Source organism: Rhodococcus sp. 5G237, from assembly GCF_053764735.1.
Genome location: NZ_JBSNCD010000007.1, coordinates 26471 through 47484 on the forward strand (window position 1 = coordinate 26471; position 21014 = coordinate 47484).

23 protein-coding genes and 1 pseudogene are annotated in these 21014 nt (G+C 69.2%); 9 read left to right on the plus strand and 15 right to left on the minus strand.

The window, feature by feature from the left end; translation table 11 throughout:
- Positions 1-16: 16 nt before the first annotated feature.
- From ACWPOC_RS17595 to ACWPOC_RS17665, 15 genes and pseudogenes are all read right to left on the minus strand, one after another.
- Positions 17-1306, minus strand: coding sequence for a DUF7373 family lipoprotein (locus tag ACWPOC_RS17595; protein WP_455409055.1), 1290 nt, complete (start codon positions 1304-1306; stop codon positions 17-19).
- Between the two features lie 44 nt (positions 1307-1350).
- Positions 1351-3177: an Hsp70 family protein gene (locus ACWPOC_RS17600; RefSeq protein WP_455409056.1), complete on the minus strand. Its 1827-nt coding sequence runs from the start codon at positions 3175-3177 to the stop codon at positions 1351-1353.
- A 103-nt stretch (positions 3178-3280) separates the two neighbouring features.
- Positions 3281-3616, minus strand: a complete 336-nt coding sequence (grpE, locus tag ACWPOC_RS17605; protein ID WP_455409057.1) for a nucleotide exchange factor GrpE — start codon at positions 3614-3616, stop codon at positions 3281-3283.
- Positions 3617-3638: 22 nt separating this feature from the next.
- Positions 3639-4394: an FG-GAP repeat domain-containing protein gene (locus ACWPOC_RS17610; RefSeq protein ID WP_455409058.1), complete on the minus strand. Its 756-nt coding sequence runs from the start codon at positions 4392-4394 to the stop codon at positions 3639-3641.
- Between the two features lie 221 nt (positions 4395-4615).
- Positions 4616-5551: an energy-coupling factor ABC transporter permease gene (locus ACWPOC_RS17615; protein WP_455409059.1), complete on the minus strand. Its 936-nt coding sequence runs from the start codon at positions 5549-5551 to the stop codon at positions 4616-4618.
- Positions 5538-6269, minus strand: coding sequence for an urease accessory protein UreD (locus tag ACWPOC_RS17620; RefSeq protein WP_455409060.1), 732 nt, complete (start codon positions 6267-6269; stop codon positions 5538-5540). The genes ACWPOC_RS17615 and ACWPOC_RS17620 overlap by 14 nt, the downstream gene beginning before the upstream one ends.
- Before the next feature lie 2 nt (positions 6270-6271).
- The gene (gene ureG, locus ACWPOC_RS17625) at positions 6272-7063 is read right to left on the minus strand and encodes an urease accessory protein UreG (protein ID WP_455409061.1); all 792 of its coding nucleotides are present in this window, start codon (positions 7061-7063) and stop codon (positions 6272-6274) included.
- Positions 7056-7751: an urease accessory protein UreF gene (locus tag ACWPOC_RS17630; RefSeq protein WP_455409062.1), complete on the minus strand. Its 696-nt coding sequence runs from the start codon at positions 7749-7751 to the stop codon at positions 7056-7058. Before ACWPOC_RS17630 ends, ureG begins: the two co-directional genes overlap by 8 nt.
- Positions 7751-9451 carry an urease subunit alpha gene (locus tag ACWPOC_RS17635; RefSeq protein ID WP_455409063.1) on the minus strand — a complete coding sequence of 567 codons (1701 nt, stop codon included), beginning with the start codon at positions 9449-9451 and terminating at the stop codon, positions 7751-7753. Before ACWPOC_RS17635 ends, ACWPOC_RS17630 begins: the two co-directional genes overlap by 1 nt.
- Before the next feature lie 4 nt (positions 9452-9455).
- On the minus strand, positions 9456-9785 hold the full coding sequence (gene ureB, locus ACWPOC_RS17640) for an urease subunit beta (protein ID WP_455409064.1): 330 nt from the start codon (positions 9783-9785) through the stop codon (positions 9456-9458).
- Between the two features lie 13 nt (positions 9786-9798).
- Entirely contained in the window at positions 9799-10101 is a 303-nt protein-coding gene (locus tag ACWPOC_RS17645) for an urease subunit gamma (protein ID WP_016692255.1), read from the minus strand.
- 253 nt (positions 10102-10354) lie between these two features.
- Positions 10355-10890, minus strand: a pseudogene (locus ACWPOC_RS17650) (CoA transferase).
- Between the two features lie 52 nt (positions 10891-10942).
- Entirely contained in the window at positions 10943-11128 is a 186-nt protein-coding gene (locus ACWPOC_RS17655; protein ID WP_455409065.1) for a CoA transferase, read from the minus strand.
- Positions 11040-11267, minus strand: coding sequence for a CoA transferase (locus ACWPOC_RS17660; RefSeq protein WP_455409066.1), 228 nt, complete (start codon positions 11265-11267; stop codon positions 11040-11042). The genes ACWPOC_RS17655 and ACWPOC_RS17660 overlap by 89 nt, the downstream gene beginning before the upstream one ends.
- Positions 11264-11848, minus strand: coding sequence for an acyl-CoA dehydrogenase family protein (locus ACWPOC_RS17665; RefSeq protein ID WP_455409067.1), 585 nt, complete (start codon positions 11846-11848; stop codon positions 11264-11266). Before ACWPOC_RS17665 ends, ACWPOC_RS17660 begins: the two co-directional genes overlap by 4 nt.
- Between ACWPOC_RS17665 and ACWPOC_RS17670 the strand changes: the two genes are divergently transcribed.
- The 9 genes from ACWPOC_RS17670 (at position 11847) to ACWPOC_RS17710 (ending at position 20943) form a co-directional block, all read left to right on the plus strand.
- Complete coding sequence (locus ACWPOC_RS17670) at positions 11847-12230, plus strand: LysR family substrate-binding domain-containing protein (RefSeq protein WP_455409068.1); 384 nt, start codon at positions 11847-11849, stop codon at positions 12228-12230. The two genes, ACWPOC_RS17665 and ACWPOC_RS17670, sit on opposite strands and share 2 nt — an antisense overlap.
- Before the next feature lie 231 nt (positions 12231-12461).
- Complete coding sequence (locus ACWPOC_RS17675; RefSeq protein ID WP_120282635.1) at positions 12462-13838, plus strand: MFS transporter; 1377 nt, start codon at positions 12462-12464, stop codon at positions 13836-13838.
- A gap of 62 nt (positions 13839-13900) precedes the next feature.
- On the plus strand, positions 13901-15352 hold the full coding sequence (locus tag ACWPOC_RS17680) for an aldehyde dehydrogenase (RefSeq protein ID WP_455409178.1): 1452 nt from the start codon (positions 13901-13903) through the stop codon (positions 15350-15352).
- 87 nt (positions 15353-15439) lie between these two features.
- On the plus strand, positions 15440-16369 hold the full coding sequence (locus tag ACWPOC_RS17685) for a VOC family protein (RefSeq protein WP_455409069.1): 930 nt from the start codon (positions 15440-15442) through the stop codon (positions 16367-16369).
- Positions 16366-17160 carry an alpha/beta fold hydrolase gene (locus ACWPOC_RS17690; protein WP_455409070.1) on the plus strand — a complete coding sequence of 265 codons (795 nt, stop codon included), beginning with the start codon at positions 16366-16368 and terminating at the stop codon, positions 17158-17160. The genes ACWPOC_RS17685 and ACWPOC_RS17690 overlap by 4 nt, the downstream gene beginning before the upstream one ends.
- A 35-nt stretch (positions 17161-17195) precedes the next feature.
- Positions 17196-17702 (plus strand): cupin domain-containing protein, encoded by a 507-nt coding sequence (locus ACWPOC_RS17695; RefSeq protein ID WP_106199710.1) that lies wholly within the window; start codon positions 17196-17198, stop codon positions 17700-17702.
- 2 nt (positions 17703-17704) lie between these two features.
- Positions 17705-18466: a 3-oxoacyl-ACP reductase family protein gene (locus ACWPOC_RS17700; RefSeq protein ID WP_455409071.1), complete on the plus strand. Its 762-nt coding sequence runs from the start codon at positions 17705-17707 to the stop codon at positions 18464-18466.
- Positions 18467-18506: 40 nt separating this feature from the next.
- Positions 18507-19289 (plus strand): SDR family oxidoreductase, encoded by a 783-nt coding sequence (locus ACWPOC_RS17705; protein ID WP_455409072.1) that lies wholly within the window; start codon positions 18507-18509, stop codon positions 19287-19289.
- On the plus strand, positions 19282-20943 hold the full coding sequence (locus tag ACWPOC_RS17710; RefSeq protein WP_455409073.1) for a thiamine pyrophosphate-binding protein: 1662 nt from the start codon (positions 19282-19284) through the stop codon (positions 20941-20943). The genes ACWPOC_RS17705 and ACWPOC_RS17710 overlap by 8 nt, the downstream gene beginning before the upstream one ends.
- The last annotated feature ends 71 nt before the right edge of the window (positions 20944-21014 follow it).

The following is a 21014-nucleotide window of genomic DNA, read 5'->3' on the forward strand; positions in this document are numbered from 1 at the left end:
CCGGACCGCGAGGAGGTCAGTTCTCGCCGAGGCCCATCTCCTCGGCGCGGACGAACTTTACGTACTGAGTGGCCACGCGCTGCGGCACGGTGCGCAGCGTGTCGGAGTCGGGATTCTCGTTGCCGATCGAGCGGAAGCCGGACAGTTCGGCCACGTAGCGGCCGTAGGTCATCAGGCACGCGGCGGCTCGGCCGTCGGCGACGTCGCCCGACCAACAGGTGGTGTTCGGAAGACCTTGTGTCAGCGAGGGGTCCTCGACCAGGTCCGGATACGTCTCGGCCGTGTGTGCAGCGAACGCGTCCTTCAGGACCTCGGCCTCGTCCGGGCCCGCGGTGCGATAGACGACGCTGTTGACCTTCGCGACACGATCGGTGCCGGTCTGCTCGAACACCACCTCGGTGTCGGCCGGAGCGGAGTCGTAGTGCAACCAGCCGTCCGGTCCGTAGACCGCCGAGTCGGAGTTACGTGAGTACTCGCTGTCGACGAATCCCACGGCCCGGGCCATCACCTTGTCCAGATCGATGGGCAGCGAGGCGATCTCGTCGGTGGGGGTGGCCGGGAACCGGTCGAGCAGCGCGATCTGCTGCTGCACACCGCGCGTCGCGGTATCGGTGATCCACTCGGTCCCACCACTGTCGTCGCCGCTGTAGGTGTAGACGACGAACATGCCGCGTGTGGTGAGCGTGCTCAGGGAGGTGGTGGCCAGTTCCGGCCAGGAGTAGGTGGTGGCCAGTGTGTCGGGCAGTTCCGGCAGCGTCGTCGGGGTCTCCGGACCGGTGACGAACGGACCGTCCGCGGGCCCGAGCTTGTACTCGTACAGGGCCTGCGCGGCGCCGGCGGCGTCCTCGGGGGTGGGGAATCGCCAGACGCTGACACCGAACTCGCGGCTGTCGTCGTCGGTGCTCCGGAAGCTGGTGAAGGCGTTGATGATCGAGAATTCTTTCAGGATCTCGTTCTCGCTGCCGGAGAAGATGTTGCCCGTGCCGCCGAGGAACACGCCGTTGGTCGATCCGCCGACGGAGAGAGCCGGGTCGACGGTGTGCGGGTGGACGACGAACTCGGCGAGTCGCTGGCCTTCCACCGCCGGACCGAAATCCTCGGCCGCCATGCCCAGCGCAACGAAATCGCGCGGTTGGGTGTTGTAGTCACCGGTATCGAGCGAGTCGAGATCTACACCGGCAGAGGTCTGTTCGGTCGTGGTGTCGTCGACGGCGGCGGCGTCGCTGTCGGACGAGCAGCCGGCTACGGTGACGACGGTGACGGCCGCCAGGGCCAGGGCGAGACGGCCGGTTCGAGGGATGTGCATGAGAAGAGGACTCCTGAAGAGGAAGGTATGGGAGGTAAGGCAGGTCAGGCGTTCCAACCGAGTTCGGTGAGCAGTGCTTCGCCGCGCTCCGTCGTCGTCGAGAACTGCGCGACGAGTCCGGTGGACTTGTCGATGACGGTGAAGTACGAGTTGCCGCCCGGTGGGTGGTCGTAGTCGGCGATACGCGTGCCGTCCGCCGAGACGATCCTGGTGTTGTCGTTCTTGGCGTCGCGGAGCCGGATGAAGTTCGAGCGTGCGTACTGATCGTCCCGGTACGCCGACACGGATTCGTAGTCGCTGGGTTCCATGCCCAGCGCCTTGCCGAGGTTGGAGTTGGGGCTGATCTGGCACCGCACCTGCATGGCACCTTCCGAGGAGAAGCCGGACTTCTCGCACGAACTCGACCCGGTGAGCAACTTGGTCGGCAGCAGTTCGACCACCTCGTCGGTGCTCTCGCTGCGATAGACCGAATCCGACGTCGCCGGGGGCGGTGCTCCGGTGTCCGACCTGTCCTTGGCCACAGCGGGGGCGGCTGCGGCGCCGGCCGTCGCTCCGTCGTCCGCGTCCCCACGGGTGAGTCCGAAGACCGCCCCTGCGGCGACGAGCACCGCCAGCACGGCGGCCCCGGCGATGAGCAGGGGCCGAGACGGTCGTGACCGCTCGATGTCGCTTGTCGGTGCCGGGTTCGATTGTGCTGCAGGGGTACCCGGACGGGGAGCGCCGGGTCGCGGTGCTGCCGGGCGGGGAGTGTCCGGCCGTAGCACCTCGGTGTCGAGGTCGGCGGCGGGTTCGGTGGAGCGTCCGCCGGCGACGAACCCTGCCGCGCCCTTGGCCACGACGGTCTTCGGGTCGTCGAGGGTGGCGATGGATCCGAGTTCGGACAGCCGCCGATGCACGTACGGAATCCGTGAGGAGCCGCCGGTCAGATACAGCGCCTGCAGACCCGACCGGTCCACCCCGGCATCGCGCAGCACCTGGGCGGCGAGCTGCACGCCTCGGGTGACCTGCGGTTCGATGAGCTGCTCGAACTCGTCGCGGGTGATGGTGAAGGTCAGATCCGCGCCGTTGCCGGTGACCCGGATCGTCGCCGAGGGATGCTCGGAGAGAAGTTCCTTGGCGCGGCGGATCTGATCGTCGAGGGTGCGACGGGCATCGAGCCCGTCCGGGGTGCGCAACCACGCCGCCAGATCCGGATCGTCGTCGCGCAGGCGTTCGTCGACCCAGCGGGCGACGGTGGCGTCGAGGTTCTTGCCGCCGAGGGTGTTGTCGCCGCCGGCCCGGATCACCTCGAAGGTCCATTCGCTCGTCGCGGTGAGTACGGCGATGTCGAGGGTGCCGCCGCCGAAGTCGAACACCGCGATCGTCGAGCCCTTGACGATCTTCGCGTCGTGCTGACGTGAATAGTAGAACGCGGCGGCGCGGGGTTCGGAGATCAGCGAGACGCTGCCGCCGAGACCGGCCAGGGACGCGGCGTGCCGCAGCACGTCGAGTTCGCGCTGGGACCAGGCCTCGGGGTGGGTGAGCACGACCTCCGCCGGAGGGCGGTTGTTGTGCCGGGGCAGCGCCTGGTTGTAGACGGTGCGCAGGACCGAGGCGATGGTGTGGGCGACGGGGACGTCCTGGCCGCGGACCATCACCGACCCGACGGCCACGTGGGTCTTGGGGTAGGCGACGAAGCCGGCCGGATCCACGGTGGCCTGATTGATGGCCACGTCGCCGGTGGTGATCGCCCCGGTGTGGTCGACGTACACCGAGGACGGCATGAGGTTGGACGTGTGGGTCAGCGGCAGTGATTCGACCCGGTCCGGGCCGATCCGGTGCGCCGCCGACGTGTTGGACGTGCCGAAATCGACCGCCAGAACCCAGCTCATCTCGATCGTGCCTCTCGAATGCGAACCCATAAAACCTGCATGGACGGTGCGATGACCGTCGCGGACTCTATAGCGGCGACCGGTCGTCGCCCGGTGGCGGGTGTCACGACGCCCCCGGAGCCGGGCACCGCGCCGGCGGAACCTGCACCCGCACCTCGACATAGCGCAGGATCTGCCCCTCGTGACACCAGCCGGGCCGGATCATCGCGGCGACCAGGTTCTCCTCCGCCGGTGCCGCTGCCGGCGTCACCGCCACTGCGCGGTGACGGCTCGGATCGAACCGTGTCCCGGGCTCGACGGCCAGACGTTCGACGCCCAGCTCGGCGAGTCGTGCGGTCGCGGCGGCGCGCTCGCTCCCGTCCGCTGCGACGTCCGCCGCCGCGATCAGTTCATCGATCCGCTCACGGATCTGCGGTGACATCACCTGCTTGCCCTTCATCTCGGATCGGTCGGAGTGGGTGTCAGACCAGATCGGAACCGGCGTCGGTCGACTCGGAGCCGTTGTCGAAAGCCGAGCCGTCGACGTAGTCGTCGGCGATGCCGTCGCCGTCGTAGTCCACCGCACCGGAGTGCAGGTCCACCACCACATCGACCTCGCCGTCACCGTCCTCGTCGAAGACGGCCAGATCGAGCCGGCCGTCACCGTCGAGGTCACCGGCGGCGGCGTCGATGTAGCCGTCGCCGTCGCGGTCGAACTCGATCAGGTCGGCGTTGCCGTCGCCGTCGGAGTCGCTGATCTGCGCGTCGGTCCGGCCGTCGCCGTCGTAGTCCACCAGCGACAGGTCGACCTGACCGTCGCCGTCCACGTCGACGTCGGCGACGCGGCTGCCGTCACCGAGGGTGTACTCGTCGAGCACGACCGGCTCGGTGGAGGCGGAGCCGGAGGTCACGTTCGAGGTGGACTCGGCGTTCTCCGCGGCGGCGCGATCGGAAGCCGAGGAGGCCGATCCGGCGGAGCTCGACGCGCCCGAGTTGCTCGCCGAGCCGTAGGACGAGTCCGAGCTCGAGGAGCCGGAGCTGTCGTACCGCTCGTACCGCTCGTAGGACTCGTAGCTCGTCGATCCCGACTGGTCGGCCGAGGACGAACCGTAGGAGGAGTTGCCGTCGTAGGAAGACTGCGAGCCGTACGACGAGTCCGCACGGTCGCTGGCGGTGGACTGCGATGCGGCCCGCTCGGCGTTCGAGGAGCTGCTGCCGGGGATGAAGTTGGTAGCCATGGTCGGTGCCTCTTTTCGGTGTCTCGGTGGCTGACACAGGTAAGAGGGACGTGGAGGCGGAAAGGTTCCCGCCGAATCGAAAGAAATTCCGAGATTCCTGATCGGCGGTGGAAACGCCAGGTCACGGAGCTGCAACGGTCGGTGATCGTATCGGTCGCGAAACGCCGAACGGTGCGGCCGCATCAGCGACCGCACCGTTCGAAGGGGTTCCGAGAGGACCGTTACGCGCTCTGACGGACCGGCGTGTGACGACCCATCGCGGCGAGGGCGGCGCCGAGCAGCGCGGTGGCGGCGAGCCCGACCAGTGCCGCGAGGAATTCGGTGCCGCTGAGCGTGCCGTAGTCGGCGAGTCCGGGAAGGCCGGCGAAAGTGGCGTCACCGACCGGCAGCGAATAGGCACCGACGATGTGCTCGAGACCGTCCGGGCTTCCGGACGCGACGAGCGCCAGCGCACAGGCGCTGACCACGCCCAGACCGCCGATCGCGGCGAGACCACGTCGGACGGCAACAGGAGTGACGGAGGACCGTGCGTCCCACGCGGCGACGCCTGGCGCGAACGCCATCACGGCGCTCAGCACAGCGGCGGTGATGAGAGCTTCACCTAGACCGATGGCGAGGTGGACCGCCGTCAGATCGCCGATGAACGCTGCTGCGGCGCCGGTTCCGGCGGTCACCGAGTACGCGACGCCGAGAACCGCGGCACTCACCGGCACGGACAGACCGGCGCCGACGGCGGCGGTGGTCCGCGTCAGCTTCCCGAGGCCCAGTCGCTCGGCGCCGGTACGGACACCGGCGGTGACGAGGACGGGCAGCACCGCCATCAGCAGCACGTTCACCCCGAGGGCGTTGATCCCGCCGTCCCCGAACAGCAATGCCTGCACACCGACGACGGCGGTCATCGCGAGAAGCGCGAGCCGGGGCCCGAGAAGCGCGGTCGCGAGAGCGCCGCCGATGAGATGGCCGCTGATGCCGACGGCAATGGGGTAGTTGACCATCTGAGCGCCGAAGATCATCGCTGCGGTCGTTCCGGCGAGAAGGGTGTCCCGGCTCGTGATGCGCGGCCGCCCGGCGGTGGCGGCGAGGACGACCGCACCGGTGGCGATCGCCGCGGCGGGCGCGGTGGCGCTCATGGGGAGGAAATGGTCAGGGACGTGCATGGGTGAGACTCCCTTCGAGGGTGGACGGGTGAACGTGTGCGGAGCGCCAGGAGCGCCAGGTCGACTCGAGCGGCGAGGAGTGGGCGTCGGCACCGAGGAACCGCAGCAGGCTGCCGGGCCCTTCGAGCTGGACGACGCCGTCGCCCTCGGCGCGTCGCCCGTAGGTTGCGATGACGTCGTGCACCCGGGCGGAACCGAGGATCCCGGGCTCGGGGAACGCGCCGTGCGCGTACAACTCCTCGACGAAGAGGGGACGACGATCGAGAGTGACCGAGGTACGGCTGCGGATCGCACCCCCGCTTTCTCCGTGGCGCCCGAGAACGAGGGTCTCCCGCATGCTCGCGGCGGCGTCGGAGGCGAGTTCGATCCGGGTGTCGCGGTGCACGCGGGCGCCGGTGGCGATCACGAACGGGTAGGTGTCCCAGACGAGGGTGCCGCCCTCGGCGACGGTGATCCGCACGTCCCACCGGGACAGCCGGTTGTCGGCGTCGTAGGCGACGGTGCCCCCGATGTCCTGCAGTTCGAGTGTGCACCCGACGTCGACGTGGACGTCGACGGTCACCGCGTCACCACCGAGCAACAACGCGCCGGCAGCGACGAGGGCGACCCGCGCGTGGTCCGGACCGACCTCGACAGTGCGGGGGACGAGCATGCCCGCCCGCAGAGTCAGGCGTGCCCGGCCCGGTGCGCGGTCGACACGGATCGTGGTGCGGGACATGATCAGTCGTGCGTGTGTGCGACGGCGTGATCGTGGCTGTGCCCGTGCCCGTGCCCGTGCCCGTGCCCGTGCCCGTGACCGTAGCCGTGCCCATGGCCGTGATTGTGATCGTCCTCGTCGGCGTGGAAGTGCGGAGCCATCGGACCGGGATCGACCGGGGTGTGCGACCCGGCGCGGTGGGCTGCCAGCATCTCGCGCACCCAGTCGCCGAGCGCCTGCACGGATGAGGCGTCGGTCCGGGACAGCGCCAACACCGGTCCGCCCTCGCGGGCCTTCTCGGCGTCGGCGACCATCTGCGGCACGTCGACACCCACATAGGGGGACAGATCGGTCTTGTTCACCACGAGCAGGTCGGCGCGGCTGATGCCGGGACCGCCCTTGCGGGCGACGTCGCCACCGCCCGCGACATCGAGCACGAAGATCTGCGCGTCGACGAGCGCGGGGGAGAAGGTCGCGGTGAGGTTGTCGCCGCCGCTCTCCACCAGGACGACATCGAGCGGCGCGAAGTCGCGTTCGAGATCCTCGACGGCCAGCAGGTTCATGGTCACGTCGTCACGGATCGCGGTGTGCGGGCACGCACCGGTCTCCACCGCGCGGATGCGCTCGGGATCGAGCACGCCCGCCGAGCGGAGGAAGCGGGCGTCCTCGTCGGTGTAGATGTCGTTGGTGATCACGCCGAGCTGCAGCTCGGACGCGAGGGTGCGGCAGATCGTCGCGATCAGCGAACTCTTGCCCGTGCCGACGGGACCGGCGACGCCGAGACGGAGCGAACGGGTGGTGGTGTGTTCAGGCACGGAACAGCCTTTCTGGAGCGGATGCGTGGGCTTCGGCCCACAGTTCGGTCTGGGGACCACCGGTGGCCGGGATGTCCGCCGGATCGGTGAGAGCGGATAGCTCGGCGATGAGCGGTTCGAGATGAGCGCATGCCTCGAGCGCCCATCGCGAACCGGTGGCCGGGTCGGTGGGGTGCAGTTTGAGGAAGGCCGCGACGATCGCCTGCGCCTCCTCGTACAGCACCAGTCGTGCGGTGTCGATCGCCGGGATGCGCGCGAGCGCCGCGATGGCCCCGACGACCAGTCCCCGCGAGGGCCGCGGGGTCCGGGCGTCGAGATCGTCGAGAACGGTGGAGGGCCACAGGTTCCGGGCCAGTCGCAGATAGCCGCGGGCCAGCAACCGGGACGCGTCGCGCTGGGCCGGGCCCGGAGTGCGCGCCGCCCAGTGGTCCTCGATCTCGTCGATCCGTAGCGCCAGGGCCGCTCCGGCGGCGGAGTCCACCGCGTGCCGGGTCACCACGGCGACACCGGCCTCGACCGCCGCCGAGGTGCGCAACCGTGCGACGAGGAAGCGGCGCACCTCGGTCGGTGACATCCCACCCTGGAGCGCGGGCTCGAGCCCACCCGAGTTGACGTTCCCGCCGACCGGCGCGCGCCCGTCCGCGAGGAGGAGCAGCACCGTGGTAGGGGACAGAGTGTCGGGCAACATCAGAACATCGAATACAGCTGCGCGAGCGGCAGTTCGGTGGCCGGCGCCGGAACGACCCGCTCGCCGTCGATGTCGATGTCGAAGGTGTCGGGACGGATCTCGATGCGCGGCAACACGTCGTTCTGCTTCATGTCGGCCTTGCCGATGTGCCGGGTCGGCCGCAGCGGCAGCAGTCTGCGGCGCAACCCGAGCCGTTCTGCCAGGCCCTCGTCGAGGGCGGCGGGGGAGACGAACGACACCGATGTGTGCGGGGCGAGCGCATCGCCGAAGGCGGGTCGCTGCAGCACCGGCTGCGGAGTCGGGATCGACGCGTTGGGGTCGCCGAGCGCGGCCCAGGCGATCGATCCGCCCTTGATGACCAGCGACGGCCGGATACCGAAGAACTTCGGATCCCACAGCACGAGGTCGGCGAGCTTGCCCTCCTCGATCGAACCGAGTTCGTGGTCGACGCCGTGCGCGATCGCGGGGTTGATCGTGTACTTCGCGACGTAGCGACGAGCCCGTTCGTTGTCGGCGGGCATGCCGCCGTCGAGCGCCCCGCGCCGGTTCTTCATCACGTGCGCGACCTGCCAGGTGCGGGTGATGACCTCACCGATGCGGCCCATCGCCTGGGCGTCGGACGAGGTGATCGACAGGGCGCCCATGTCGTGCAGGATGTCCTCGGCCGCGATGGTGGTGGCCCGGATCCGGGACTCGGCGAACGCGAGGTCCTCCGGGACGGCGGGGTTGAGGTGATGACAGACCATCAGCATGTCGAGGTGCTCGTCGACGGTGTTGATCGTGTGCGGCAACGTCGGGTTGGTCGAGCCCGGGATGATGTGCGGCAATCCGGCAATGCTCAGGATGTCCGGGGCGTGCCCGCCACCGGCGCCTTCGACGTGGAAGGCGTGGATCGAGCGACCACCGATCGCGGCGAGGGTGCTCTCCACGAAGCCCGCCTCGTTGAGCGAGTCCGAATGCAGCGCGACCTGCAGTCCGTGATCGTCGGCCGCGCGCAACGCCGCATCGATCGCGGCCGGTGTGGAGCCCCAGTCCTCGTGCACCTTGTACCCGGCGGCACCGGCGAGGGCCTGCTCGCGCAGCCCCTCCGCAGAGACGGTGTTGCCCTTGCCGAGCAGCAGCACGTTCACCGGCAGCACGTCGAGCGCGCGGTGCATCTGCATCAGGTGCCACGGACCCGGCGTGACGGTGGTGGCCTTCGATCCCTCGGACGGACCGGTCCCACCGCCGGCGATGGTGGTGATGCCGGTGGCAAGCGCCTCAACGATCTGCGACGGCGACAGCAGGTGCACGTGCGAGTCGAAGGCGCCCGCGGTGAGGATGCGACCTTCACCGGAGATGACGTCGGTGGACGGGCCGATCTGCAGCTTCGGGTGCACGCCGTCGGCGATGTCCGGGTTGCCGGCGCGGCCGAGGGCGACGATGCGACCGTCGCGGATGCCCACGTCGGCGCGCACGATGCCCCACCAGTCCAGCACGATCACATTGGTGATGACGGTGTCGGGAGCACCCTCGGCCCGGGTCGTCACGCCCTGGGCCATCGATTCGCGGATGGACTTGCCGCCCCCGAAGACGGCTTCCTCACCCCCGAAGGTGCGGTCCTCCTCGATCTGGATCCACAGGTCGGTGTCGCCCAGGCGTATCTGGTCGCCGACCGTCGGTCCGTACAGTGCCGCGTACTCGGCGCGTGTGATCTCCACGTTCTCAGTCCTCCTGATTCCGCACCTGGATGCCGGGCACGACGCGTCGCCCGCGCAGGGCGACGGCACCCAGCTCGCGGCTGCTGCCGGGTTCGAAGCGCTGCGAGGTCCCCGACGGGATGTCCAGTCGGAAGCCCTGCGCGCGTTCGCGGTCGAATTCGAGGGCCGCGTTCGCGTCCGGCAGGTGGATATGCGAGCCGATCTGGATGGGACGGTCACCGGTGTTGAGGAAGACGAGGGTGATGCGCTCGTCGTCGGAGCGGTCCGCGTTGAGGGTGAGGGAGCCTTCGGCGACGCGAATCGCTCCGGGTCCCGAAGTCGGTCCGGATGCCATGTCGGAGCTCCTTTCAGGAAATCGGGTGGTGGATCGTGACGAGCTTGCGTCCGTCCGGGAAAGTGGCCTCGACCTGCACGTCGGTCAACATCTCGGCGACACCGTCCATGACCTCGTCGCGGGCGAGGACCTCGCGGCCCTTCACCATGAGGTCGGCGACGTCGGCGCCTTCGCGTGCCCGTTCGATCACCCAGGTGGACAACAGGGCAACGGCTTCGGGATAGTTCAGTCGGACGCCGCGGTCCCGCCGGTCGCGCGCCACCATGCCGGCGACGGCCAGAAGGAGTTTCTCGGTGTCGGCGGGAGTCAGCTGCATATGTCGTTCTTTCGTGCGAGTCGGCGGTCGTGCAATCGATGCCGATCATGCGCGGCTCTTGTTTCGCGGACGTTACTCCCGCGTATCGCGGAGAAATCCGGCCGCGTCGACCTCAGAAGTGCTGCCGCACTGAGTGAACGCGACAACCCCCGGACCGAGATGTCTCCGCTGCGGTTCGGGCCCGCACAGCGCTGCGGTCGTTTCCGATCGATCGGAAACGGCCGCAGGTCAGCGATATTCGAGACGTTCGTCGCTAGGACGGAACGGAGACCTCCTCATATCCCGCAAGGATCTCGTCGGTGTGTTCCCCGAGCAGCGGCGGCGCCGACCATGCCGATCGCGGCGGTGTGCGGATCGCTGTAGATCTCGTCGAGGTGCCGGAGGGGGAGACCGGCACGCCGTGGTCCTCCAGGACGCGGCACCAGTGCTGCACCGTCCCGGTCGCGAACGCCGCGGTGAGGACCTCGTCGAGTTCGCTGCGATGCTCGATGCGATCACGATTGCGGAGGAACCGCGGATCGGTCGCAAGTTCCGGTCTTTCCCGTGCCGCGCACAGCTTCTCCCACAGTCCGTCGCTCCCGACCGCGACGACGAAGTAACCGTCGCTCGCCGGATACGACTGGTAAAGCGCGAGATTGGGGTGCGCGGAGCCCAGAGCGTGCGGGCGCTCCCGGGTGGCAAATAGTTCGTGGCCCAGTTGACGTGCATCGCCAGCCGGCATTCGAACAACGACGTGGTGACGTACTGGCCGCGACCGGTGCGAGCGCGTTCGACCAGCGCGGCGAGCACCCGATCACCCCGAACAATGCCGCACCGAGATCGCCAATCGCGTACCCGGCCTTCATCGGCGCGCCGTTCGGTTCCCGGTCACTGACATCAGACCACCGGATGCCTGGGCGACCATGTCGTAGCCGGGCTGGTCGGTCAGCGGACCCTCGTCACCGAAGGCCGAGATGTGCAGCACGATCAGGTGCGGATACTGCTCGGACAGGGCGCGGTAGTCGAAGGTCTTCTGCAGGGTCGCCACCGTCGGGGTGCTCGACCTTGGTGACATCGGCGCCGAGGTCGGCGAACGACATGGTCGCGTACGGTCCGGCGAGGATCTTCGACAGGTCGGGGACCTTGACGCCGGCGAGCGGGGCCGGACCGGTGGGATTCGTGCTCATAAGTGAACTCCTGTCAGTGCCGTCGGTGCCGCCTCGGCGGCGACGGACGGGTCGACGTCGGTGCTGTCGGCGATCGCGGCGAGGTGGTCGAGAGCGACGGCGTTCGGCTCAACGGCCAGGCTGTTCAGGTAGGCGTGGGCGACGAGCAACGACCGGTGGCCGAAACCGTGTTCGATGCGGTGCGACGCCAGGTCCACGAGCAGGGTGGCCATCACCGTCCGCGCGAGATCGTCGGTGTAGGCGGCGCAGCGGGTCTGCGCGTGCGTGTCGTCGCCGGCGAGCAGGTCTTCGCCGCGCGCCTCGAGCACGTCCCACCGTTCCCGCAGTGCCGCGACGACCGGGGCGCATTCCGGATGCGCCACGTCGAGCAGTGTGCGCTGCGCGTCGGCGAGGACCCGGTGTGCGCCGCTCTTGCGCATGGACCGCAGCACGTCGAGCGCGATGACGTTGCTCGAACCCTCCCAGAGCGATCCGAGATGCGAGTCGCGGACGAGGCGGGCGAACACGCGGTCCTCGATGTAGCCGCTGCCACACCGGATCTCCATCGCCTCACTGGTGACGGTGCGGCAGGAATCGCTCATGGTCGCGCTGCCGGCCGACCATCGGCTGGCAACGCGGGAGGAACTCGATGCCGCCGATCTGATCGGCGAGCGGTTCGTCGTGTATCCCGCCGCCCACGGGTCGAGCGTGCGGGAGATGACCTTCACGGTGTGTCACTCCGCCGGATTCACCCCGGTGATCGCCCGGGAGGCGCCGGATCCCTACAGCCTGCTGGCCCTCGTCGGAGCCGGGGTGGGGGTAGCGGTCGTCGTCGCGTCGACCACCGACATCACCGTGACGGGCGTGCGATACGTCCCGCTGCGGAACAGTCCGGTGCTGCCGATCGCGCTCGCGTGGCGCTGCGACAACCCGGCACCGGCGGTCCGGCGGGTGGTGGATGTGCTGCGCGCCCATGTGAACTGACCGCTGCCGCGCCCTGGTATCTGCCCTGCGGGTAGTGCGGGCGTGCCAAGGTGGAAGGCACCCTCGAAGGGCCCGACGCTCGAACGGAGGAGGTGACCCGACGGTGCCTGTGCCCGCATAGGTCATGCGGGACGGAAAGTCAACGGTTGACGGATGTCGAGTGCTGCAGGTTACATCTTAGCGGTAAGCCATTTAGGGCTTAAGTAACTGGAACACGAAACCGAGGACCCCATGACACCGGTATCGACCACCATGTCCAGTAGTGCGGAAATGATCAGTGCACGCCTCGAACGGCTGCCGATGAGCCGGTGGCACATCAAGGCGCGGGTCGCCGTCGGCGCCGTGACCTTCTTCGACGGCTTCGACCAGCTGATGATCGCGTACTCCCTCCCCGTCCTGATCCCCAAATGGAATCTCACCCCCGCCTCCGTCGCGTGGGTGATCGCCATCGGCGGCATCGGCATGCTCGTCGGCGCACTCGGTGGCGGCTGGCTCGCCGACCGCATGGGCCGCCTCAACGTCATCATCGCCTCGCTCGCGCTCTATGCGGTGATGAGCCTGGGCATGGCGTTCACCGACTCGCTGATGCTCTTCCTGGTCTTCCGCTTCGTCCAGGGCATCGGACTCGGCGCCGAAGTCCCCGTCGCCGCCACCTATATCGGCGAGATCACCAAGGCCCACAAGCGCGGACGCTTCGTGCTGCTCTACGAGGTGATCTTCCCCGTCGGCCTCGTGGCCTCCGCGATCGTCTCCGCCTGGGTGGTCCCGCGCTTCGGCTACCAGATCCTCTTCGCCCTCGGCGCCATCCCGATCCTGCTGCTGCCGGCCCTGTTCCGGCTGCCCGAGTCGCCCCGCTGGCTCGCCGCGCGCGGACGCCTCGACGATGCCGACGCCGCGATGCGCCGGATCGAGACCGAGATCTCCGGTCGCCACGGTGAACTGCCCGAACCCCGCCCGATCGTCTCCGCCGTCGCCGTCGACACCTCCCGCGGCCGCTTCATCGAGGCGTTCCAAGGTGTGTACCTGCGCCGCACCCTCATGCTCGCCGCGATCTGGGGCAGCGCCTACTTCGTCAATTACGGCATCGCCTCCTGGCTGCCCACCCTCTACCGCACCGTCTTCGAGGTCAGCGTCGACACCGCGCTGCACTACTCGATCTTCACGACCGTCGCCGGTCTCGTCGGCTGCCTGGCCGTCGCGTTCCTCATCGACAATCTCGGCCGTCGCATCTGCATCACGTCGTCGATGGTTCTGTGCGCGGCGCTGCTGTTCCTGCTCGCCGGTACCGGCACCGGTTCGGCCGTGACGGTGCTGCTGTGGTCGGCCGGCGCGGCACTGTTCGTCTTCGCCGTGAACATGGCCCTGTACGTCTACACCGCCGAGCTGTACCCGACCCGGATGCGCGCTATCGGTTGCGCGATCGGCGGCGCCGCCGGCCGCCTCGGCATCATCGTCGGCCCGCTCGTCCTGGGCGGCATCCTCGACGCCGGCGGCACCCTGACCCTGGTCTTCGGGCTGTTCGGACTCGTCGCTCTCGTCGGCGCGATCGTCGTGGGCCTGTTCGCGACCGAAACCCGTGAGAAGACCCTCGAGGAGATCTCCCAGTGACCACCGCACTCCACCCCGCCCTCACGGACACCGATCTCGACTTCGTGCCCGTCCCCGACGAGATGCTCGTCGCCGGTACCTGGCGCCGCGCCACCGGCCCGGCATTCGAGGTCACCGACCCCGCCACCGGACGCGTCCTGCAGACCGTGCACCAGGCCGTCGCCGGCGACGTCGACGACGCCGTCGCGGCCGGGAAGGTCGCCTCCGAGGATCCGGCCTGGCGCGGACTGCTTCCGCACCAGCGCGCCCGCTACCTGCACCGCATCGCCGACGGCATCGAAGAGGACTCCGCGCGACTGGCACTGCTGCAGAGCTACAACACCGGCAAGACGCTCGCCGAGACCACCGCCCTCGTCGGCAGTGCGGCGGGAACCTTCCGGTACTTCGCGGCCGTCCTCGAATCCGGCGACGACGACCTGACCGTGCCGCGCGGCAACTACCTGTCGATGAGCGTGCACGAACCGATCGGTGTGATCGGGGCGATCGCCCCGTGGAACTCGCCCGTCGCGAGCGACGCCCAAAAGATCGCACCCGCTCTTGCCGCCGGCAACGCCGTCGTCCTCAAGCCGGCCGAATGGACACCACTCGTATCGCTTGCGCTGGGACGGATCATCGACGACAGCGGTCTGCCCCCAGGATTGCTGTCGGTGCTGCCGGGCAAGGGCTCGATCGTCGGCGATGCGATCGTGCAGCACCCGGGCATCGGCAAGGTCACCTTCACCGGCGGCACCCGCACCGGACGCACGATCGCCCACGCCGCGGCCGATAAGCTCATGCCCGTCTCCCTCGAACTCGGTGGCAAGTCGCCGACGATCGTGCTCGACGACGCCGACATCGACCAGGCCGTCGCGGGCGTGATGTACGGGATCTTCTCGTCGAGCGGACAGAGCTGCATCGCCGGGTCGCGGCTGTTCGTCGATCGGTCCCTGTACGAACCGTTCGTCGCGCGGCTCGTCGACCGCACCCGCGCCCTGCGCATCGGCAACGGGCGCGATCCGCGCACCCAGGTCGGCCCGCTCGTGCACCACGCCCACCGCGATTCGGTCGCCTCGTATGTCGACCTGGCCCGCGGTGAAGGTGGACGCGTCCTGTGCGGGGGAGCGGCTCCCGACGATCCTACCCTCGCGGACGGCGCCTACTATCTCCCGACGATCGTCGACGGGTTGAACAACGACGCCCGCGTGTGCCGCGAGGAGATCTTCGGCCCGGTGCTCGTGGCCCTGCCGTTCGACGGTGTGGACGATCTCGTCGCGCAGGCCAACGATTCGGTGTTCGGCCTGGCCGCCGGGATCTGGACCCGCGACTACCGCCGTGCGTGGCGGCTCGCGCGGCGCCTCGACGCCGGCACGGTGTGGATCAACACCTACAAGCGGTTCAGCATCTCCACCCCCTTCGGTGGGGTGAAGGAGAGCGGTCTCGGTGTCGAGAAGGGCCGCGACGGCATCGCCGCCTATTCGCGATGCAAGAGCGTGTATTTCGGTCTCGACGACGGCCCCGACGCCTGGGCGGACTGATCCCCGGCCACCCGGCCGGAATCGCCTCTGTACACCTAAATATCTTAGCGCTAAGATAGTGACCTGTAAGACATTGGAGGGATCGTCATGAACGAACCGATCGCCCGACTGCGGCGCCTACGCTCCGTCGAGCTCCGCACCCACGCCGCCGCCGAATCCACCGACTTCTACTCCCAGGTGTGGGGCCTGCGTGTCGTCGAACAGGGCCGCGAAGGCGCTTGGCTGCGCGGCACCGGCGACCAGCACCACGCCCTGCAGCTCACCCAGGCCGAGCGGAACGGGCTGGGCCGTATCAGCTTCGCGGTTTCCACTCCCGCCGAGGTCGACGAGGCCGCACGACGCGTCGCCGCCCGCGGCATCCCCGTCGTCTTCGGTCCCGGACCCCTGGACGACGTCGGCGGGGGATACGGACTGCGCATCGTCGACCCCGAGGGACGCGTCCTCGAGCTCGTCGCCGACACCCTCGCCGTCCCCGCCCTCGGGCGTGAGGACGCCGTCCCGGTCGGTGTCACTCACGTCGTGCTCAACACCGTCGACATCGACGCCGCCGTCCGCTTCTACTGCGACGTGCTCGGCATGCGGGTCTCCGACTGGTCCGAACACCAGATGGCGTTCCTGCGCTGCAACTCCGACCACCACAGCATCGCCTTCAACCAGGCGCAGTGGACCTCGGTCAATCATGTTGCCTACGAGATGCCCACCGTCGACCACTTCATGCGCGGCATCGGCCGGCTGCGCCACCACGGCCAACTGCCCTTGTGGGGACCGGGCAAGCACGGCCCCGGTGACAACACCTTCTCCTATTTCGCCGACCCCGCCGGCCTGGTGTGCGAGTACACCTCCGGCATCGCGCAGGTCGACGAGGACCGCTGGCTGTGCCGGGTGTGGCGACGCGTCCCGGAACTGTCCGACCTGTGGGGCACCGCCGGACCGCCCTCGCGTCAAGTGCGTGAGCACATGGCCGGCATCCCCGACCCCGGTGCCTTCGAACGCTACGACCTCGGGCAGGCGTCATGATCCACGTCGCGGACTACGGCACCGGACCGGCCGTGCTGATGCTGCACGGCATCGGCGGCAGCTCCGACAGCTTCGCCCCGCAGTTCTCCGGCCTCGGGGACTCCCTGCGCATCCTGGCCTGGGACGCGCCCGGTTACGCCCGCAGCGACGATCCCGATCGCCCGCTCGACCTCGACGACTACGCCGACGCCGCCGCCGACGTCATCCGCGCACACTGCGGCGACGACGGCGCCCATGTCCTCGGCATGTCGTGGGGAGGCGTCGTTGCGACCCGCCTGGCCCTGCGCCATCCGGACCTCGTGCGCAGCCTGATCCTCGGAGACTCCACCGTCGGTTCGGGCACGGACGCCGACACCGCGTCGGCGATGCGATCCCGGGCCACCGACCTCGCAGCGAACGGCCCTACCGACTTTGCTGCGCGGCGCGCACCGCGCCTGCTCTCACCCGAGGCACCCGCCGACCTCGTCGACCGCGCAACGACCATCATGGCCGGCTCGATCCGGCTGCCCGGCTACGGCCACGCCGCCGCGTCGATGGCCGCGACCGACCACACCGGCGACCTCGCGAACATCGACGTCCCCACTCTCGTGTTGTGCGGCGACGCCGACACCGTCACCGGTGTCCCCGCGAGTCAGGTACTCGCCGGCGGCATCCCCGGCGCGGTCTTCGTAACCCTCCGCGGCGCCGGGCACCTCGCCAACCAGGAACGCCCCGACGCCTTCAACGCGTGGACCGAATCCTTCGTCTACATCACCGAACGCCTGCGCGAACACACCCCCGCGCACGTCTGACCCCACCCGCATCGATTCCGGAACGGAGCATCACCATGGCACTCGACTACACCACCTCGGACCTGAAGGAATTCACCGACTCGCTCATCCTCACCCGCGGCACCCGCCACGAGGACTGGGACACCCTCGGATTCCAGGCCAAGGCCGGCGACCGGTTCCGCCGCGCCCAGATCCGCTACGTCGGCTCCGGCGCCACCGGCAACCACGAGAACGACAACCGCACCATCCCGTCGCGCGGCTTCACCTTCTCCAACATGCTGTTGCCCGCCGGCGCCGAAGGCCCCGAGCACACCCACCACGACGCCGAGGAAGCGTTCTTCGTCCTCGAAGGCGAGGTCGAGGTCGGCATCCACCGCGACGGCGTCGTCGAGAAGCGCACTCTCGGCTACCGCGACATGATCGTCGTCCCCGCCGGGGTGCCGCGCAGCCTGAAGAACACCGGCACCACCGACGCCCTGTTCTGCGTCATCATCGGCACGCAGAAGCCGCAGGTCCCGACCTACCCGGAGACCTCCGCCGTCTTCGGCATCTCCCGGGACTGAGCGTGGGCACCCTCGACGACCGCACGATCGTCGTCACCGGAGCGGCGCGCGGCCTCGGACTGGCCATCGCGCGCCGCCTCGGCGACGCCGGCGCCGCGGTCTGGATCGCCGACATCAACCCCCACGGTGAGGACGCCGCCGCGAAACTGCGCGCCGACGGCATCTCCGCGCGGTTCGTGCACGTCGACCTCGCCGACGCCGACTCCGTCGACACCTTCGCTGCGCGGGTCACCGCCGACGGGCCGATCTACGGACTGGTCAACAACGCCGCACTCGCCGACGGCGTCGGCGGCAAGGCCGTGCACGAACTGGCCGTCGAGGACTGGGACCGGGTACTGAACGTGAACCTGCGGGGCACCTTCCTCGTCAGCCGCGCCCTCGTCCCGTCGATCCTCGACTACGCCGAGCAGCACGGCACCGGCCGGGTCGTTGCCATCGGTTCCGACGCCGCGCTATACGGATCGCCGCGCCTGACGCACTACATCGCCTCCAAGGGCGGAGTGTCGGCGCTGACCCGCACCATGGCCCGCGACCTCGGCCCGTACGGGGTCACCGTCAACACCGTCTCGCCCGGCCTGACGGAAAGCGAATCGGCACAGTTCGTTCCGCAACACCGGCACGATCTGTACCGGCTGAACCGGGCGCTGACCCGGCCGCAGCAACCCGCCGATCTCGTCGGCGCCGTCGCCTTCCTCATGGGCGACGAGGCGTCGTACATCACCGGGCAGGAACTGGTCGTCGACGGCGGCTTCGTCCTGCACTGACTCTTCGAGTCCTGCACTGATCTCACGGAAGGACCGGGTCGTGGACCTGCTTCTGAACAACCGCACCTACCTCATCACCGGCGGAAGCTCCGGTATCGGCCTCGCGACTGTCGCCATGTTGCTCGCGGAAGGTGCCAATGTCGTCACCTGCGCCCGCGACCTCGAGCGACTGAACACCGCGCTCGACGCGTTGCCCGGCCGCGACCGGGTGCACGCCGCGGCCTGCGACGTCCGCGACCCCGCCGCGGTGGGGGCCCTCGTCCAGGGCGGATACGAGCGGTTCGGCGGACTCGACGGCCTGGTCAACAACGCCGGCAACTCGCGGATGAAGGCCCGCGCCGACACCACCCTCGACGACTGGCGCGACGAGTTCGACCTGAAGTTCTCGAGCGTGCTCAACACCGTCGACGCGGCGCTGCCGCTGCTGCGGAAATCGGATGCGCCGTCGATCGTCAACATCTCCGCGGTGCTCGCGCGTCAGCCCGAGACCCGACTGGTCACCACCAGCGCCGCACGGGCCGGACTGCTGAACCTGAGCAAGTCGCTGTCGCTGGAACTGGCCCGCGACGGGATCCGCGTCAATTCGGTCGCCCTCGGTCTCGTGGATACGGGACAGTGGCGTCAACGCTACGAGAACTCCGGCTACGCCGGGAGTTTCGACGAGTGGGAGGCCGAGATCGCCACCGACCGCGGTATCGGACTCGGACGCTTCGGCACCGCCGACGAGGTGGCCTTCCACATCGTCGGCCTGCTCTCGCCCCGCTCGTCGTACGTGACGGGCACCAGCATCGACGTGTGCGGCGGTGTCGCGCGCTATGTCTGAAAGGAATGTCATGACCGCACGCTCGGGTAACGGTGGGGATCTGCTGGTCCAGGTGCTGCGCGAGGCCGGTGTCGACACCGTCTTCGGCATCGTCAGCGTGCACAACCAGCCGCTCGTGGAAGCGGTGAGCCGCCACCTGCGGTTCGTGCCCGTGCGGCACGAGGCGACCGCCGTCAACGCCGCCGACGGATATGCCCGTGCCACCGGAGGACTCGGCTGTGCCCTCACCAGCACCGGCACGGGGGCCGGCAACGCCGCTGGCTCCCTCATCGAATCCCTCAGTGCCGGAACGTCGGTGCTCCACGTGACGGGCCAGATCGAGTCGCGCTTCCTCGGCTCGGGCCGCGGGTTCATCCACGAGACGAAGGATCAGCTCGGCATGCTCGAGGCGGTCTCGGCGCACGCCGCGACGATCCTCGACACCGGCAGCGCCGGAAAAGTACTGCGCGAAGCCGTCGCCCACGCGTTGTCGACGCCCGGTGGACCGGCCAGCATCGAATGGCCGATCGACCTGCAGTACGCAGACGACTACACCCTCGAACCGGCACCGGTGACGCTTGGGACGCCGCGCAGCGCGGACCGCACCCAGGTGGAGGCGGCGCTCGCTGCGATCGCGCAGGCTCGGCGTCCGGTGATCTGGGCGGGCGGCGGAGCAGCGCGGGCAGGGGACGCGCTGACCGCCCTCGTCGACCGCTGGGGTGTGCCGCTGCTGACCAGCAACTCCGGTCGCGGCGCCGTGCCGGAGAGTCATCCGCTGTGCATCGGTAACTACGGCTCCTCGCCGCTCGGCCGGGCACTGCTCGCCGACGCCGACCTCGTGGTCTCGCTGGGCACCCACTTCCGCTCCAACGAGACCGGCGACTATTCGATCCCGATGCCTCCGCGGCACGTGCAGGTGGACCTGGATCCGGCCGCGCCCGGCCGCGTGTTCGCCGCGGATCTGCCGGTCGTCGGTGAGGTCGGTGAATTCCTCGCGGCAGCACTGGAACTCGATGGACTCGGCGATGTCGTCGAGGCGGCGTGGACGGAACGTGCGCGCGAAACCCGCGAGCGTGTGCGGGAGAATCAGCGCACCGGTCTCGGTGACCATGCCGCGTTGTGCGACGCGGTGCGCGCCGTGCTGCCCGACGATGCCGTCATAGCCCGGGACGTGACGATCGCGTCGAGTTCGTGGGGCAACCGACTCCTGTCCGTCTACGACCCGCGTAGCAACATCTTCCCGCGCGGCGGCGGCATCGGGCAGGGCCTCGGCATGGCGATCGGCGCGGCCCTGGCCGACGAGACCCGGCCGACCCTGGCGCTCGTCGGAGACGGGGGACTGGCGGTGCACCTCGGTGAAGTCCTGACGATGGCGCAGGAGAAGCCGTGGCTGGTGCTGCTCGTCTGTAACGATGGCGGCTACGGGGTGCTGCGCAACATGCAGACCGGCTCGGGGCAACAGCCATACGCCGTCGACCTGACCACCCCGGACTTCGCGCTGCTCGCGCGGGCCATCGGGGTCGAATACCGCCGCATCGGATCGGCGGCGGAGGCGCACCCGGTGCTCGACGGCGCAGTGTCGCTGCAGGCCCCGGTGATCGTCGAGGTCGACCTGGCCTCGTACGGGGAGATGCCGGCGCCGTTCACGCCGCCGGTGACGGTGCCGGGCATGTAGCCGAGCCGGAAAAGAAATCTCGGCTCGACTGTGGCGCGAGTCATATCTTAGCGCTAAGATAATGAGCACTG

Bases quoted from the DNA above. Each gene is read 5' to 3' on its own strand.
- ACWPOC_RS17675 (WP_120282635.1), top strand. From the start codon at position 12,462: ATGACACCGGTATCGACCACCATGTCCAGTAGTGCGGAAATGATCAGT.
- ACWPOC_RS17680 (WP_455409178.1), top strand. From the start codon at position 13,901: ATGCTCGTCGCCGGTACCTGGCGCCGCGCCACCGGCCCGGCATTCGAG.
- ACWPOC_RS17600 (WP_455409056.1), bottom strand. From the start codon at position 3,177: ATGAGCTGGGTTCTGGCGGTCGATTTCGGCACGTCCAACACGTCGGCG.
- ACWPOC_RS17630 (WP_455409062.1), bottom strand. From the start codon at position 7,751: ATGTTGCCCGACACTCTGTCCCCTACCACGGTGCTGCTCCTCCTCGCG.
- ACWPOC_RS17610 (WP_455409058.1), bottom strand. From the start codon at position 4,394: ATGGCTACCAACTTCATCCCCGGCAGCAGCTCCTCGAACGCCGAGCGG.
- ACWPOC_RS17710 (WP_455409073.1), top strand. From the start codon at position 19,282: ATGTCTGAAAGGAATGTCATGACCGCACGCTCGGGTAACGGTGGGGAT.
- ACWPOC_RS17615 (WP_455409059.1), bottom strand. From the start codon at position 5,551: ATGCACGTCCCTGACCATTTCCTCCCCATGAGCGCCACCGCGCCCGCC.
- ACWPOC_RS17665 (WP_455409067.1), bottom strand. From the start codon at position 11,848: ATGAGCGATTCCTGCCGCACCGTCACCAGTGAGGCGATGGAGATCCGG.
- ACWPOC_RS17645 (WP_016692255.1), bottom strand. From the start codon at position 10,101: ATGCAGCTGACTCCCGCCGACACCGAGAAACTCCTTCTGGCCGTCGCC.
- ACWPOC_RS17660 (WP_455409066.1), bottom strand. From the start codon at position 11,267: ATGAGCACGAATCCCACCGGTCCGGCCCCGCTCGCCGGCGTCAAGGTC.
- ACWPOC_RS17595 (WP_455409055.1), bottom strand. From the start codon at position 1,306: ATGCACATCCCTCGAACCGGCCGTCTCGCCCTGGCCCTGGCGGCCGTC.
- ureB (WP_455409064.1), bottom strand. From the start codon at position 9,785: ATGGCATCCGGACCGACTTCGGGACCCGGAGCGATTCGCGTCGCCGAA.
- ACWPOC_RS17620 (WP_455409060.1), bottom strand. From the start codon at position 6,269: ATGTCCCGCACCACGATCCGTGTCGACCGCGCACCGGGCCGGGCACGC.
- ACWPOC_RS17685 (WP_455409069.1), top strand. From the start codon at position 15,440: ATGAACGAACCGATCGCCCGACTGCGGCGCCTACGCTCCGTCGAGCTC.
- grpE (WP_455409057.1), bottom strand. From the start codon at position 3,616: ATGAAGGGCAAGCAGGTGATGTCACCGCAGATCCGTGAGCGGATCGAT.
- ACWPOC_RS17690 (WP_455409070.1), top strand. From the start codon at position 16,366: ATGATCCACGTCGCGGACTACGGCACCGGACCGGCCGTGCTGATGCTG.
- ACWPOC_RS17695 (WP_106199710.1), top strand. From the start codon at position 17,196: ATGGCACTCGACTACACCACCTCGGACCTGAAGGAATTCACCGACTCG.
- ACWPOC_RS17670 (WP_455409068.1), top strand. From the start codon at position 11,847: ATGGTCGCGCTGCCGGCCGACCATCGGCTGGCAACGCGGGAGGAACTC.